The organism is Photorhabdus akhurstii (assembly GCF_019090985.1).
Taxonomy (GTDB): Bacteria; Pseudomonadota; Gammaproteobacteria; order Enterobacterales; family Enterobacteriaceae; genus Photorhabdus; species Photorhabdus akhurstii.
This window is the reverse complement of the sequence record NZ_CP020335.1, coordinates 2,711,348-2,727,359: the sequence shown is the minus strand read 5'-3', so window position 1 is coordinate 2,727,359 and position 16,012 is coordinate 2,711,348. Positions and strand designations below refer to the sequence as shown.

Sequence of the window (16,012 nt, the reverse complement as noted above, 5' to 3'; positions counted from 1 at the left end):
ATGATTCAGAATGTATCTCCGCGCGACTTGGTGTCGCGTGCGCACCACGAGCTGTTTACTGACCGTGATGTAGGAGCGCTTGAGCGTTATTTTGCGCCGCATTTCATCGAACATTCTCCGTTGGTCAAAGATGGTCTTGCCGGATTGCGTGATCTGGTCTGGGCACATCCTGAACTGCGCCACGAAACGTATCGTGTACTGCAAGATGGTGATCTGGTCGCCATCCACGGTCGTTTTAACGGGATTAGACGACTGGCCGTTGGTCGGTTTCGATCTGTACCGGGTTGCCGACGGCTTAATCGTAGAACACTGGGACGGCCTGGTGCCGCAGGCGGCACCCAACGTCAGTGGCCGGACTCAGTTAGACGGCCCGACTGAAACAGGCGATGGCCATGACCGAGAGAAAAATCGCGAGCTGGTGATCAACTTTTTTACACGTACCCTGATCGAAGGTCACTACGAAGAGCTTGGAAACTACACTAATGGTGAATTGTTTCGCCAGCACAGCCCCGATATCCCTGATGGTACGGATGCCGTCATCTCGTTTCTTAAGCAACTCCGGGATGAGGGGCAGGGCCTGCATTACACTAAAATTCACCGTACAGTAGCCGATGGGCAGTTTGTTCTGACCCATTCGGAGGGGAGTATCGCCGGAGCGCGTCACAGCTACTTCGAGCTATGGCGCATTGAGGACGGCAAAGTGGCTGAGCTTTGGGATGCTATCACCCCGGTACCGGAGGATGCGAAAGCGCTGCATCGCCACGGTATTTTTTAGCCTTGATCGATACCCGGCGCGAAGCTTGCGGTCGCGCCGCAACCGGATGCCCATACACCGGCAGATATGAGTTCATCGACGCTCCTTATGTGGATTATGTCGGAATTGCAGCGGCGGATATGCTGGTTTCGACGCTGGATCAGTTACTTCTACCAGCTCTGGGAGCTATATCACATCGGGCGTCTGTCTGTTGAAGCTCGCTTATTTCAGATTGCTGAGGAGTTTTCATTTATGACTGGAGCTATATTAGCCAAAAGACACAGCGAGGCTATTGCAAAAGGCGTGAGCGTGGCCACACAAGTCTATGTGGAGCGTGCGGAAAACGCTGAAATTTGGGACGTTCAGGGGCAACGTTATATCGATTTTGCCGCCGGTATCGCCGTGGTAAATACCGGCCACCGCCATCCGCGCATCATCGCGGCCGCCAAAGAACAAATGGAACAGTTTACCCACACTTGTCATCAGGTAGCGCCCTACGAAAATTATGTGGCGCTGGCCGAACGTCTGAACCGCTTGGCGCCCGGTAATTTTGCGAAGAAAACCGTCTTTGTCACTACCGGGGCCGAGGCGGTGGAAAATGCCGTGAAGATCGCACGTGCCGCTACCGGTCGCAGTGGCGTGGTCGCTTTCAGCGGCGCTTTCCACGGCCGTACCTTCCTCGGTATGTCATTAACCGGCAAAGTTGCACCGTACAAAATGGGGTTCGGCCCGTTGGTTAGCGACGTTTACCGTATTCCGTTTCCGATCGGGCTGCATGGCATTAGTGTGGAACAAACGCTGAATGCGCTGGAAAATCTCTTTAAAACCGACATTGAGCCTGCACACATCGCTGCCATCATCATCGAACCGGTACAGGGCGAAGGCGGTTTCTATCCTGCACCTCCTGAACTGCTCAAAGCTCTGCGTGAGATCGCCGATTACCACGGCATTGTACTTATCGCCGATGAGATCCAGACCGGTTTCGCGCGTACGGGCAAACTGTTTGCTATGGAGCATCATGAGGTTGTTGCCGATCTGACCACTATGGCGAAAAGTCTGGCGGGCGGTTTGCCGCTGGCGGCTGTAACGGGACGTGCCGAGTTGATGGATGCTGTAGTGCCTGGTGGTCTGGGGGGAACCTATGGTGGTAATCCGGTAGCGATTGCGGCCGCTCATGCGGTGCTAGATGTGATCGAAGAAGAAAAGCTGAATGCGCGAGCGACGCAGTTGGGAGACCAGCTAAAACAGCGGCTGCATGAACTGCGACCGCGTGTCCCGCAGATCGCCGACGTACGTGGGCTCGGGCTGATGATTGCAGTGGAGTTTAACCATGCGGACAGTCAGGAACCCAATGTCAGCTTTACCAACGCGGTACGTCAGAAAGCGCTGGAGCGTGGTCTGATCCTGCTGACATGCGGTGTACACGGCAACGTGATCCGTTTCCTTCCGCCACTGACCATACAAAATAACGTTTTTAATGAAGCGCTCAACATTCTGGAGTCTGTACTGCTCGATCTGGCTGAACAGTAGATAGAATCTGCTGCATCACAAAGAGGGGATAACAATGCACTGGTATTTAAATGTATTAAAGAACTATGCATGCTTCAAGGGGCGAGCCAAGCGTAAGGAGTTTTGGTACTTCGTTCTGTTCCAGATCCTGGCTGTATTTATTATCTCTTTCCTTGAGCGCTACTTTGCCGTTGCCAATCCTGAGGTTTATATGGGCTGGTTCAGCGCTGTCTATCTGCTGCTCACGCTTTTGCCCACGCTAGCCGTGAATGCCCGCCGCCTGCACGACATCAACTGTAGCGCTTGGTGGTTACTGCTGCATCTCATACCGTTTATCGGCACTGTTATCCTGCTGATTCTCGCCGGTCTGAAAGGGAGCTCGGGCAGCAATAAATACAGCTCGGATAACCGGATTCACTCATAGAGAAACTCTCCAGACCAGGCCAGCGGGTGATTTCAAAATCATGACAGGAGTGTTGAAATGACAATGAATAGAAGAGACTTTATCTCTACCGTCGCGACGCTCGCGGGGGCGGGAGTACTTTCATCCGTACTTCCCAACTTATCCCTACTCGCCCGGACCTTAACTACGGCCGATGATCCGGCCATCAATATTGATAAGCTACGACCAACACTGTTGGAGGATGCGCAGCATAGAGTCAGCCGGTTGGGGCTGGATTCGCGTATCTGGAGCTGGCATAAAGATGCTGCTGCTGACGCCATGCCAGCCAACTATTATGAAGCTTCTTTGGCTGACTGTCCGGCTTTTGGAAGTCTGCCTGGAGACCAGAACTGCGAGGTTGTGGTTATCGGCGGTGGGTTGCTGGGCGCTTCCACGGCATTACATCTTGCTGAAGCGGGAGTGGACGTGATTCTGGTTGAAAAGGATAACATTGGTTCAGGAGCTTCTGGCCGCAACGGGGGACAGATAACCCCTGGGCTCGCACGCTGGGAAGCTAAAACCATACTGGAAAAACTTTCATTCGATGAGGCTAAACGCTTATGGCGTTTTGCATCTGTTGAAGCGATGAATCTCGTGGATGAACTCCGTGAGCGTTATAGTTTCGAATGTGACCGCAAATATGGTCATATCACTGTTGCGGTGCACGCAGGCCACATGGGGCCGCTGGTGGCTAATGCCGATGCCCGGCGCCAGTTGGGAGATACGGCGATGAGGGTTATCGGACCGCACGAACTACAGGAAAAATATGTGCGTTCGGACATCTACCACGGAGCGAATATCGACAGTATCGGTGGGCAGGTCCAACCTCTGGCGCTATTGCGTGGCTTGGTTTATGGTTTCGCCAGACTGGGTGGGCGAATCTATGACAGCACGAAAGTGAAGGGCATCAGGCAGGATACTGGCGGCACAGTCGTAGAAACTGAGCGGGGGATTATCAGGGCAAGTAAAGCCGTGGTGTTGGGTGTACATGCCTCCACGGGAGAGTTTATCTCCGGCCTTTCCACCACGATGCCTTTTTTCTCCTACGTAGCGGTAACGCCTCCGTTGCCAGTGGATGTCAAAGAGCTGCTCCCGTCAGATCTGCCGGTCTACGATACACAGTTACAGGTCGACTACTATCGTGCGGTGCGCAACAACCGCCTGCTGTTCGGTGGACAGGGTACTGGCAATTCTTGGTCGCCGCGTGATGTGAACAACTATCTGCTTAAGCGTATCAGAACCGTGTTCCCGCAGTTGGAAAAAGCCGAACTAGAATATTCTTGGGGCGGGATCAGCGATCTGACCCTGAACGGCGCCACCGATGCCCGCAAGAGCGACGACAGAGTACCCGTGTATATGGTACATGGCTGGAATGGTCATGGAGTAGCGCAAACGGTGCGCATTGGCAAAGCCATCAGCGACGATCTTACCGGACGCAACGACGACTTTACCATGCTTACCCGCATTGACCACGCGAGTATCCCGCTCGGCTCCTATCTCTCTCCGGTAGCTATTCCGTTGGCTAAGGGTATTCTGGGTGTGATAAGCACGCTTAATCCGGCAGATATGGTTTCGTTTTGAACATTCAGGGTCTGACCCCTATTACAGAGAGAATATATACCCGTCATCTTTCAAGTTGCCTCTTTGTTGGCTGCACTCGCTCACCCCGGTCACATAGTTCTCTATGCTCCCGGGGATTCACTCCCTTGCCGTCGCGATCCATCTTGAAATCCATAGGGTATAAACCATTTATGGTGCCTTTAAACTCTCAAGGAAGAGGGAAACCCAACCGTTAGAATTTGGTATTCGGATACCATAATAAATGAGCATGACCTTTTTTTACCGGGATACTGGCCGGAAGTCATTAAATAAAAGTCAACTTGAATTCACCATTGATCGTAATTAGTACACGCCGTATCAATATGTTATTAAAAAGAATAATCAATATCTTGCAGAGATAAAAGATAGCAGACCATTTGATGGCATCGCCAATTTAAATGAAAATGGCTTAGTGTAAAAGTTTTCCATCACTTTATTTTAGATGATTTGATTGAAATTGAAGTCAGGTTTGCTGGAGAGAAATACATTATTTACAATATTAAGGTTTATGATTTTAAATTATCATATTGGTAAAGTTATCCAACTATATTATTCAATTACCTATATATTAAGGATGAATTAATGTCTAGTTTCTTCAAAAAAACAATTATTACCCTATTGTTATTGGCGGCTACTAATACTAATAGTTATGCCCAGTCTAATACAGAACAATCACCATGCTCTAATGAGGCTGATATCAATTTCATCAATGTACTTCCCTGCTATCGAGAGGAATTAGCAGTCCAGCCCCTTAAATATTCGCTTTTAAGTAAAGAAAAATTACCTCAAATTGAACTACGTCACTATCAATTAACATCACAATTCTGGTCTCCAGAAAACGTTATTCTACCGGCCGAATGGCAACACAATGTTGATATATTTATTCCTGATCATCCGCTTTCACCGCGTGCACTTATCATTGTGAATAATGGAACTAACTATAATAGTGGATCTGAGGCGCCAGTTTTACCAACAGATTTTAGCTCGACAACCCTGGCGGCTATTGCCCGTGCAACAAATACGATAGTTATCTCGATCAGTAATATTCCTAATCAATATCTCGTGTACCGGGACGATAGAAAACCCCGCAAAGAAGATGATAGTATTGCTCACAGTTGGACATTATTCATGAACGAGCCAGAGAAGCTGTCGTTGATACCTTTACATATTCCTATGGCGACTTCTGTTTCTCAAGCAATGACTTTGGCACAGCGGGAATTAACACCGTGGAATATTAATAACTTTATTGTTTCTGGCGCCTCGAAACGAGGCTGGACAACCTGGTTATCGGCAATAGCAGACACACGGGTTGATGCAATTGTGCCTTTTATTATCGACATACTTAACACACACGCAGCATTTAAACATGTATATGAATCTTACGGAAAAAACTGGCCGATTGCTTTTTATCCGTATTATCAGGAACATGTCGATGAAAAAGTCAATACGCCTGCATTTGCTAAATTAATGCAGATAGAAGATCCTCTGCAATATTTGGGATCAATTTATGAGTCTCGACTTGCCATTCCTAAATACATCGTCAATGCCAGTGGGGATGATTATTTCGCGGCTGATAATGCAAGACTCTATTATGATATTCTGCCTGGAGACAAATCTTTACGAGTAGCCCCCAATTCTGATCATCGTGGCATTCTGAACTTTACTGAACAGTCATTGATTACATTTATTAATCGGTTACAGCAATCTATTCCTTTGCCAAAGCTTAATACAATTCTGCATGCACAACAGAATTCGCAAATACTAACCGTCAATTTTTCAGAAAAGCCTGAAAAAGTGATACGTTGGACTGCTGCCAATCCAATTTCACGAGATTTTCGTTATGCATGTGGTATCCGATATAAAGCATCACCACTCGATATTAATACGCTGCAACAAGTTGAAATTTCGTTAGGTTCTCCAAACATGGGATGGGAAGCGACTTATATTGAAGCAACTTTCAGTGATGGATATGTGGCAACAACGCGAGTTTACATTACCCCTGATGACAAATATCCAGTAGTCGCGCCTTTATCAAGTGGGCCAACATGCCAAACATTGCCAGGTCGCGGGCTAGGCTCGAAATAAGATAATAATGATAAAGTCTGAATAAGCTATTTGCGAAACATTGGACCTCCGGTATTTTCTGACGGTAACCGGAGGTTTGAATATGTCAAACATTTAGGAAAAATGGGACATAATTCATAAAATCAACATTACCTCACCGATATGCCTTATATGAGCACTTCTGGAGTAATTCTTTATAGGTATTCTGTGTTTCACTGGATCAATAAATATCTCAAATAGCGCCTGTGATAGCGCGATACAATAAGGAACATCAAATGGACCGTATGTTAGAAGGTAAGGTTGTCATTGTCACTGGCGGCGCAAGCGGCATCGGAGCCGGTATTGCTTTAGCCGCGGCACGTCATGGCGCAGCAACCGTAATTATTGGCGACATCACGGATCAACCCCGAGAGGGAGGAGTGCCGGTGCTCCAGCGTCTTCATTCGCTTGGCGCGCAAGCCATATTCCATCGATGTAATGTCACTTCGCGGAGCGAGATGGATACATTAGTCGACGTCGCTACACCGTTTGGCGGTGTTGATTTGATGGCTTGCAATGCCGGAATTGCATTAGCTACCGATGGTCCACAGATTAGTGCAGATGATTTTCACAAGCTGCTTACGGTCAACCTTGATGGCGTTTTATTTGGCGCACAGGCTGCTGCTGAACAGATGATAAAACTGGGCAAACGTGGAAGTATTGTGGCAACGTCAAGTATGGGGTCCATTAGGACAGGCCAACTTACAACCGCCTATTCCACTAGCAAAGCTGGCGTCAATATGATGGTGGCCGCATTGGCCGATGCTTTCGGACCGTCAGGTATTCGTGTTAATGCCGTATGCCCAGGGCTAATCAATACAGCACTTCCTCTTTCCTCGCCGGAAGTCGCGAAAATGTTTGACGGGTTACGGGAGAGGATGCCTCTTCGAAGATTGGGAGAGCCGGAAGAGGTAGGAAATGCAGTCGTATGGTTAGGATCGGATCTCGCATCGTTTGTAACCGGCGTATCACTGCTAGTCGATGGCGGGCAAACAGTAGTATTGTGAGAACAAGCATTTCTGGGTAGTTGACATATTTCGAAGGAGAGTAGGGTAAAATGGCTGTTTTCAATTACATACTGGAATTCTTTACATAGAATCAACAGAATCGAATATTTTCGCCAGCCTTACCAATTGAGCAATTTCATCATTGGAGGCGCCATTTCTGAGGATATCCAGTACCGTCGTGGATTCAGCCAGATCGATACCAGGATTAAATGTCTTGATTTTACGGATGAAAAAATCACACTTTTTTACGCCACTGACTGGACCTAGATTAGTCAGTATTTCTGGAACACCTTTTAAATATCCTTTATTACTCGTTTTTTTATTTACCGAAAACTGGAATACAGGATATAAATTCTCTATTCCCCAATTTAATACAATGAGTTTATGATTTTCACCATATTTATTTACTGTCGGGCGGGTCACTCCTAATATATCAGCAACCTTACTGGACTTATAAACGCCACCGTATTCCCCAAGATGGGCCAGAAAAGCGTTTCTACTTTCGATTAATGCCTCGTGTTCCTTCTTTTCCAGTGTGATATTTTCCACCATTTCAACATAGTTAGCCCGCCCTTTGACTTCTGCCCAAAATTCATTATCAGGTAGGGTTAACAACAGAGAAATACTCTCTGAATCTTTGTTCTTAAGCACATTAATAAAATGATCAGCAAGATTGATGACGCGTGCTTTGACCAGCTCAGACGGATCAAATCCGCTTTTCGGTTTTACTGTCGGGTCATTGGGTTGTTTTGCTGTTGTTCCCATAACTACCTCAATTATTTTGTCATTTCAAAGAATCAGCATACATGAAATGGTAGTATGTGGAAGTTCTGTCACCAGTTTCTTTTTGCATGTACTAAGAATTGATTAATAACAGATAGGTATATTAGAATCACCGCAGTGAAAACTCTTATGTTCACTGGAAATGAAGACCACAAGGTCGGTGATACCGTCTTGTTACTCAATTTTCATCCTGCCACTTTTTGGTGCCTGTAGTCTTAGTCATTTGTGAAGGAATTTCAGCCAAACGCCTTAGTACATAACAGAGATTCCTGCATTATTTCTCAGCACTCTTTCCACAAATCAGAATAAATAATATTATCATCTAAACTTAGACTAAATTCATAAAAAGGATCGTCAAAAGAAATAAGAGGTATATATGCATAGCCAAATTAATTCATTGCCCCAATATATGTTAGCGATCAGTATCATTAAGCCCGGAGGCCCGGAGAAATTGCATCTGGTTCAGGTTCCGTTACCACGGCCAGGAAAAGGCTACTTGTTAGTAAAAGTAGCTGCGGCAGGTGTTAATCGGCCTGATATATTTCAGAGAATGGGTTCCTATCCACCACCACCGGATGCATCGCCATTGCCGGGTTTGGAGATTGCAGGAGAGGTGGTTGCCAAAGGTGAAGGTTGTGAACGCTGGAATCTTGGCGATAAAGTTTGCGCTCTTGTTGCCGGCGGCGGTTATGCCGAATATTGCCTGGTACATGACTCCGTTGCCTTACCCATCTATGGTTTGGATTTTGTTCAGGCAGCCGCATTGCCAGAAAACTTTTTTACCGTCTGGGCTAATGTTTTTCAGACTGGCAAGTTGAAACAAGGAGAAAATTTGCTAATTCACGGTGGTACTTCTGGGATAGGCAGCGTCACTATTATGTTAGCAAAAGCCTTTGGCGCCAGAGTCATTGCTACCGTCGGCTCTGATGAGAAAGCTAAAGTCGCACACAGTTTAGGCGCTGACTTTGTTATTAATTACCGTAAAGAAGATTTCGTTGATCGGGTATTGAAAATCACGGGTAATCATGGCGTTGATATAGTTGTTGACTTAATCGGCGGTGATTATGTCAATAAAAACTATAAGGTTGCTGCTAAATTCGGGAGAATTATTCAGATTGGTATGATGAAAGGAAACCCTGAAAATCTTAATCTGATGCCCTTAATGCTAAAACGTCTGACTCACACGGGTTCTACATTACGTTCCCGCAGTGTAGAGGAAAAAGCAGAGATAGCTCGGGAATTGGAAAAACATGTCTGGCCATTATTGAAATCAGGAAAAGTCAGTCCATTAATTTGTAAAGTTTTTGATCTGAAAGATGCTGCTGATGCACATCGAATGATGGAAGCCGGTGATGTTATCGGCAAGGTTATGTTGGTAAATGTATCATCTTAATAGTACTTCTGCTTAAATCAGGGCTATTTTAATTTGTAGCCCTGCATTCTATCTGCTAACCACTTCACGTTAAAAAATCCTTATAATTAACAAGGTTAACAACAAATAAGCCCCTATTTTCCTCTGTTTTTTGATTTGTTTTTATTCGTTCTTTGTCCTCGCGCACAAAATCAGAATTTATATTTAACGTCATTGTTAATATTTTAACAAATATAGTCTATATCTATTAACAAACGATCGTTTATAGATATGTTAATGATTAATCTATTCCACCTGATAGATTTTTCTGAATGTCTAGAATAATGAGGTATGACCAGCTATTGGTAAGTTAGGTGGCATATAATTTTCTGTCTGACCATCAGAGAAAGATAGTGATTTCATTAACAAGTAAAGAATTTCAGAATCTCTCTGTTGCTGACAGCCGTTTTTGTTAGTTGAAAGGGTAATATAATTATGACCAAGCAGTTTACTTCGCACTTAAACATTGATGCGTTGTTTTTAGGCCCTAAATCAGAAAATACGGTTTTTTTTAGAGAAATGATGGAATATGCCGTAAGTGAGCACATGCACTGGCGCTCTGATTTTCACCCAGAAGATCCCGCCTTAGTCACCTCGGTTGATCGTTATGCACCTGATTATAGGGAAACGCTTTATCGGACAGAGGGTATTCTAAACCAGTTATCCGCTAAGCTGAAAAACACCTCGATTCCCTGGTTTTCTCCTCGCTATATGGGGCATATGAATGCCGACACCCTGATGGTTTCCAATCTCGCTTATGTCATGGCGATGATGTACAACCCAAACAATTGCGCCCACGAGTCATCACCGACAACAACGGAGCTAGAAATTGAAGCAGGGCTGGATCTATGCCGGATGTTTGGTTACGACCCTCGCCGAGCCTGGGGACATATTACATCAGGAGGAACCGTCGCCAATTATGAAGGGTTATGGGTCGCGCGTAATTTAAAAACCATGCCTCTTGCCATTGCACAATATCCACAATCCAGCGATCTGGTCGCAAATAAATCAGAACAACAACTGTTGAATATGTCGCCATCAGATATTCTGGATTTGACGGATGAATTAAAAAAACGTGGCATTTTCGAAGAAGTTCGTGAACTTTCTTGCCGTGGCGCCGGGATAAAGCAGGGGATGTTTGGCAAAGTCCTGGTTCCACAGTCGAAACATTATTCATGGATGAAAGCAATGGATGTTCTGGGAATCGGTCAACAGCATATCGTGCCATTGCCAGTCGATGCGAATTATCGTACCGATGTTGAAAAAATGCGTGAAATTACATTCGGTCTGATAGAGCAGGGGGAACCTATTCTGGCGATGGTAACTGTAGTTGGAACGACAGAAGTGGGAGCCATTGACCGAGTTGATGAAGTTATTGCGTTGCGCAAAGAGTGTGAAGAGCGTTATGGCGTCTCATTTTATGTGCATATTGATGCTGCTTATGCAGGTTATGCCAGCGCAATGTTCCTTAACGAACAGGGAGAGTTTATGGAATATGATGAACTTATCCGTCGTTATCGTGAATTGGCGATTATTCCCGAAGATATTATTTGGCCTAAACCTGAAATTTACCAAAGCTTCCGGGCCATGTGTCAGGCTGATTCAATCACCGTAGATCCTCACAAAGTTGGATTTATTCAATATGCCGCCGGTGCGGTATGTATGAAAGATAAGCGTATTGTTGACCTAATTTCCTACCGGGCGGCTTATGTTTTCGAAGATGTTGATACTCAACCAGAGCAAGCCATTGACCGGCATGTCGTACTCGGCGCCTCTATTATGGAGGGATCTAAAGCCGGAGCTATCGCCGCCGCAATTTGGGCCGCACACCGATTGGTTCCACTTAATATCAGTGGTTACGGAAAAGTCATTGCTGCCGGTATTGTGACGGCTAATTGGATGATTAAAAAACTTTTAACCACAGAACCATTGGTTGTTGGCAAACGCCGGTTTGAAATTCATACCATGCCAAATCCTGATTTCCATATGGTCAATTTCACTTTTAAAGAGCAAGGAAATAATGATTTAAGTCACCACAACCGTCTTAATAAACGGATGTACGAGCTTTGTTCATATACTTCTGGGCGTAGTTACACCAATGATTTTTTGACTTCTTCCACCTCCCTTGGTTATGGAGAGTATGGTGATACGCCTTGGCATTACGTTGAAAGTTGCGGTTTTGACCAAGAAGAATGGCAGAAAGTCCACAGTTTATATGTTTTGCGTGCTGCTGTGATGACTCATTGTTTACGTAGTGCTGACGACTTTGACGAGTATTGGGAAAGGCTCCAGAAAATTTTTATTCACAAACTGACTCAGATTGTTGATGAAGAAGAAAAAAAGAAAGTGGCCTGATTTTCTATTATTAAATATTTGTTGTTGATTCGAAGGGAAAAAAACGTGAAGAACCGTACTTTTGGCAGTACTTTTATTATCGCCGGAACCACTATAGGTGCTGGTATGTTAGCCATGCCATTAGCCACCGCCGGTGTAGGATTTGGTGTAAGCTTGATCATGTTGGTTGGCTTGTGGGTTTTGATGAGTTACACCGCATTATTACTGGTTGAAGCTTATCAATATGAGTCTCCTGATACGGGATTAGGGACACTTGCTCAACGTTATCTTGGCAGCGGCGGCAAAATATTAACGGGTTTCAGCATGATGTTTCTGATGTATGCGTTAACATCAGCCTATATTAGTGGTGCCGGGGAATTACTGACAGTCAGCCTCAATAAATGGCTTAATTTGTCCCTTCCTGCTTCCGTGGGCGTTATTCTGTTTACGGTAATTGCCGGAGGAATCGTTTGCATTGGCACCAGTTCAGTAGATATGGTTAACCGAGTTATTTTCAGTGCGAAAATTATTTTCCTGGTATTGATGTTGGGGCTGATGATGCCGCATGTTCAGCATGTTAACCTACTGACACTACCATTAGAACAAGGGTTAATATTATCTTCAATTCCGGTGATATTCACATCGTTTGGTTTTCACGGCAGTGTTCCCAGTATTGTGAAATATATGAACGGCGACGTACGTCGGCTCCGTTGGGTGTTTATTATCGGCAGTGCAATTCCGTTAATTACTTATATTTTCTGGCAATTGGCGACATTAGGGAGTATCAATTCCAACACATTTGTCGATATCTTAGCTGAAAACGCCGGGTTGAATGGCTTATTACACAGCATTCGTGAAGTTGTTGCTTCACCGAAAACTGAACTTGCAGTACAAATGTTTGCTAATCTAGCGCTCGCAACCTCATTCCTCGGTGTCGCACTTGGCCTGTTTGATTTTCTAGGTGATCTATTTAAACGCAAAGATAATGTAACCGGGCGTATGCAAACTGGTTTGCTGACCTTCGTTCCACCATTGATTTTCGCGCTATTTTACCCAAAAGGTTTTGTGATGGCGTTGGGATATGCCGCGGTCGCACTGTCAATTTTAGCGTTATTATTACCTAGCCTCCTGGCATATAAATCCCGTCAACAAAATGAACGTCAATATCGGGTACCTGGTGGTAAGCCCGTACTATTGCTGGTATTTGCCTGCGGTGTTGCAGTAATAGCAATCCAAATTGGCATCGTAAGTGGAATGTTGCCGGCAGTAGGCTGAATACTGAGTTATCGAAGATAAGTTCTTTTTTGACCTAAAGCGTATTCTCTGACAGACTGCTAGCATAATAGACCTATTAGCGGAGGCAATTATGAATCATACCCGTTACGAAACTGATGTGGTCGCTTGGGCAAATGAACAGGCAGCGTTATTACGTGCCGGTAAATTCTCTGAGATTGATATAACCAATATTGCTGAGGAGATCGAAGACGTGGGCAAGAGCGAACAGCGTGAGTTGGCTAGCCGCATGGCAGTATTAATTGCTCACTTATTAAAATGGAAATACCAACCAAGCCATAGAGGAACAAGTTGGGAAAGAACAATTAAAGCGCAAAGAAAAGAGATTCTTTATGGTTTAAAAGAATCTCCTAGTTTAAAGACAAAGTTAGATGATCCAGACTGGGTTGATGTTGTCTGGTCTAAAGCCGTTGCCTCAGCAATGAACGAAACCGGATTAGATGCGTTTCCCGATGTATGCATTTGGGGTATGTCCCAGATACTGTCCTCTGAGTTTTATCCTGATTAGCAAAATTCTGTTTGCCCCAGTGAAAAACTAATATTAATTTTAAGGAGTTGGATCATGGCGAAAGAACTATTTACTGCCACAGTAAAATCTGTAGCTGGAGTGAAAGTTGAATGTACATCAAGAGATTTCTCCTTTTATTTGGATGAACCGCGTAATTTAGGTGGTACTGATCAGGGGATGAATCCAGTTGAAGCTCTACTCTGTTCTCTCGGGGCTTGTAAATGTATCGTAGCAAAGGCTTTTGCTAAACTACACAAAATTAACTTAATTGATATTCACGTTGATCTAGAAGGTGAACTTGATACTGATGGTTTCACTGGTAGAAATAAACAAGCGAAATTAGGCTTCTCTAAAATAGTGACAAAATTTCATATTAAAGCTGATAATAGTGAAGAAGAAATTCATGCTTTTGTCGACTTTATTAATAGAACCTGCCCGGTTCACGACACCATTGAGAATGCACCAAGTTTTGTCACTGAAATATATTGTGAATAAATGGATGTTACGCTGAGATAATTTCACAAAGAAAATGTTGTTTAAATTAATTTTGAAAATCCTCTACGATGCAGTAGAGGATTTTATTATAGAGTTAGGTAAATCAATGTTTATCTATCTTTTTGCCCCATTAATAATGGCATAAGAAACAATTACTATTGTTTAATAACGTAAACGGTAGTTATATTACAACTCGCATTTTCTATACCAACTTTAATATTTAAACCCTGTGCATAAGCTTGACTTAATAGCCTATTAACGTTTTCAGCGCTTGATCCTGACCAAATATAACCAGGTTTCCCACAGTTACCAGCTAAATTCCCGCTAAATGTATAAAAATAATGTGCAGGATTATCCCAATCAGCTTTAATTTCTGCGACTCTAACAATGCCACTATTGGTTTCCGCTGAGAATGCAGGGGCGCTAATCATACCAATTAAAATAAATAACATAGATATCAATTTTTTCATAATTTACTCCTGATTAATAATATAAATAAGGTCTGACGTTTTGCAGTGTAAATTATGCAAATAATCTTTGCACCAACTTCATATTAATATAATAGGTGACTCTCCTGATAAATAATGCCAAAAGTTTTTCCATTGAAATAAATAATTGATAAAAGCAACATGGTGGTTTTTATCAAAAAAAGTAAAAGTTATTATCGTTAAATTCAGTATTATGTTGCAGATTAATTTTCTTTCTCTGCTAATTGATCAGTTATTTCTTTATCAAGCTGATTACCACCATCTGGTACTATAATCATCAAACACTAAGATTCATAACCAATTCACTAACTGGTTATATAGGGGTTTGGGGAGTAACGGAACAGCAAACGCCGTTAATGGGCCAATTTAAATAGCCATTAATATATTAATCAATAAATTAAACCTCTTCATTGAACGCTCTCAGTTCTCCTTTGCTGACGGACTCCGGCACCGTAAAGGAATAGCGCCCTTGCATATTGATATGCCCACATTGTAACGGCGAGAGTTTTTCAACATCTTCATCCTGAACCGGATAACCCTCACGCCTGAGTTGTTGCAACGTCCTTCGACGTTTGTTTTCATCGTCGAGGTAAGTCAGCATATGGATGGTTTTATCAGCACGACCAATTTCGGCTATGACCTGCGCCAAGCTGGTCGGTCTGTCGCCCGTTTGCAATATTTTCATTATGGTACCGGTTTTTCAGGTAAGGAAAAAATACTTGACTGATGAGAGTCAGTGACATAGTAGGTGCACTTCGGAAGATGTAGTGGAGCAAGAATTTCGTGTCTGCTAATCTGATTAATATGAAAGTGAGGTATTAACGTGAAACTGAAACAACCAAAATGCCAATATTCTTCTGAATTGCCCTCTCATTGCTTCCCTCGACTCAGCATAACTAGCATTTTTCCAGCCTGGTACCTCACGTTCCAGCATAAGAAGGATTACCAGCTGCACCAGGATAGTTCCATCCTGATTAATTCCGTAGCTCCACTCACACTGAACCACAATAGGCATCGCAGTGTGGTAATACAAAATCACACCCTCTGCATCAGAATAAAGCTTATTTTTAAGATAATCCCTAGATGCTTCATGCAAAGGCATGAATCTCGCCCGGCAACTTTCGTTCCAGCCAGTAGCAATTAGAGCAGTCGTGGCGGTAATAAAGCGGCTGAAGCCTCTGGTGTATAGAAGGAGCATTTAATGATAATGTATTCCGCTTAAGGAAAAGTTTTTAGAGGAAGAGCTGGACGCAAACCTGGCAATTAAGATAATACTTAACCTATTA

At 44.1% G+C, this 16,012-nt stretch carries 16 protein-coding genes and 1 pseudogene; 13 read left to right on the top strand and 4 right to left on the bottom strand.

Annotated features, from left to right (window positions below):
• From B0X70_RS25185 to B0X70_RS11925, 8 genes are all read left to right on the top strand, one after another.
• Entirely contained in the window at positions 1–378 is a 378-nt protein-coding gene (locus tag B0X70_RS25185; protein WP_246593508.1) for a nuclear transport factor 2 family protein, read from the top strand.
• Positions 379–490: 112 nt separating this feature from the next.
• Positions 491–775, top strand: a complete 285-nt coding sequence (locus B0X70_RS25180; protein WP_246593507.1) for a nuclear transport factor 2 family protein — start codon at positions 491–493, stop codon at positions 773–775.
• Between the two features lie 2 nt (positions 776–777).
• Positions 778–969, top strand: coding sequence for a hypothetical protein (locus tag B0X70_RS11950; RefSeq protein WP_040148728.1), 192 nt, complete (start codon positions 778–780; stop codon positions 967–969).
• A 37-nt stretch (positions 970–1,006) separates the two neighbouring features.
• Positions 1,007–2,284: a 4-aminobutyrate--2-oxoglutarate transaminase gene (locus B0X70_RS11945; protein ID WP_217471577.1), complete on the top strand. Its 1,278-nt coding sequence runs from the start codon at positions 1,007–1,009 to the stop codon at positions 2,282–2,284.
• A gap of 34 nt (positions 2,285–2,318) precedes the next feature.
• Positions 2,319–2,687, top strand: a complete 369-nt coding sequence (locus B0X70_RS11940) for a DUF805 domain-containing protein (protein ID WP_217471576.1) — start codon at positions 2,319–2,321, stop codon at positions 2,685–2,687.
• 57 nt (positions 2,688–2,744) lie between these two features.
• Positions 2,745–4,286, top strand: a complete 1,542-nt coding sequence (locus B0X70_RS11935; protein WP_217471575.1) for an NAD(P)/FAD-dependent oxidoreductase — start codon at positions 2,745–2,747, stop codon at positions 4,284–4,286.
• A 600-nt stretch (positions 4,287–4,886) separates the two neighbouring features.
• The gene (locus tag B0X70_RS11930) at positions 4,887–6,389 is read left to right on the top strand and encodes a PhoPQ-activated pathogenicity-related family protein (RefSeq protein ID WP_217471574.1); all 1,503 of its coding nucleotides are present in this window, start codon (positions 4,887–4,889) and stop codon (positions 6,387–6,389) included.
• A 254-nt stretch (positions 6,390–6,643) separates the two neighbouring features.
• A complete protein-coding gene (locus B0X70_RS11925) occupies positions 6,644–7,414 on the top strand; it encodes a glucose 1-dehydrogenase (RefSeq protein WP_036805946.1) in 771 nt (256 codons plus the stop codon).
• 81 nt (positions 7,415–7,495) lie between these two features.
• On the opposite strand, the gene B0X70_RS11920 is transcribed toward B0X70_RS11925, so the two are convergent.
• Entirely contained in the window at positions 7,496–8,179 is a 684-nt protein-coding gene (locus B0X70_RS11920; RefSeq protein ID WP_217471573.1) for a hypothetical protein, read from the bottom strand.
• Positions 8,180–8,573: 394 nt separating this feature from the next.
• Here B0X70_RS11920 and B0X70_RS11915 point away from each other — a divergent pair, with 394 nt between their 5' ends.
• From B0X70_RS11915 to B0X70_RS11895, 5 genes are all read left to right on the top strand, one after another.
• Complete coding sequence (locus tag B0X70_RS11915; protein WP_040154183.1) at positions 8,574–9,590, top strand: NAD(P)H-quinone oxidoreductase; 1,017 nt, start codon at positions 8,574–8,576, stop codon at positions 9,588–9,590.
• 453 nt (positions 9,591–10,043) lie between these two features.
• Complete coding sequence (locus B0X70_RS11910) at positions 10,044–11,963, top strand: pyridoxal phosphate-dependent decarboxylase family protein (protein ID WP_036805954.1); 1,920 nt, start codon at positions 10,044–10,046, stop codon at positions 11,961–11,963.
• A gap of 45 nt (positions 11,964–12,008) precedes the next feature.
• Positions 12,009–13,217, top strand: a complete 1,209-nt coding sequence (gene tyrP, locus B0X70_RS11905; protein ID WP_036805956.1) for a tyrosine transporter TyrP — start codon at positions 12,009–12,011, stop codon at positions 13,215–13,217.
• Between the two features lie 91 nt (positions 13,218–13,308).
• A complete protein-coding gene (locus B0X70_RS11900; RefSeq protein ID WP_217471572.1) occupies positions 13,309–13,743 on the top strand; it encodes a DUF29 domain-containing protein in 435 nt (144 codons plus the stop codon).
• 54 nt (positions 13,744–13,797) lie between these two features.
• Positions 13,798–14,238, top strand: a complete 441-nt coding sequence (locus B0X70_RS11895; RefSeq protein WP_036805959.1) for an OsmC family protein — start codon at positions 13,798–13,800, stop codon at positions 14,236–14,238.
• 155 nt (positions 14,239–14,393) lie between these two features.
• Here the strand turns inward: B0X70_RS11895 and B0X70_RS11890 are convergent, their stop codons facing one another.
• From B0X70_RS11890 to B0X70_RS11880, 3 genes and pseudogenes are all read right to left on the bottom strand, one after another.
• Positions 14,394–14,708 (bottom strand): hypothetical protein, encoded by a 315-nt coding sequence (locus B0X70_RS11890; RefSeq protein ID WP_036776123.1) that lies wholly within the window; start codon positions 14,706–14,708, stop codon positions 14,394–14,396.
• Positions 14,709–15,123: 415 nt separating this feature from the next.
• Positions 15,124–15,414: pseudogene (locus tag B0X70_RS11885) on the bottom strand (Tn3 family transposase); the annotation flags it as partial.
• A gap of 111 nt (positions 15,415–15,525) precedes the next feature.
• Positions 15,526–15,828, bottom strand: a complete 303-nt coding sequence (locus tag B0X70_RS11880; RefSeq protein ID WP_217471571.1) for a hypothetical protein — start codon at positions 15,826–15,828, stop codon at positions 15,526–15,528.
• Positions 15,829–16,012: the final 184 nt, after the last annotated feature.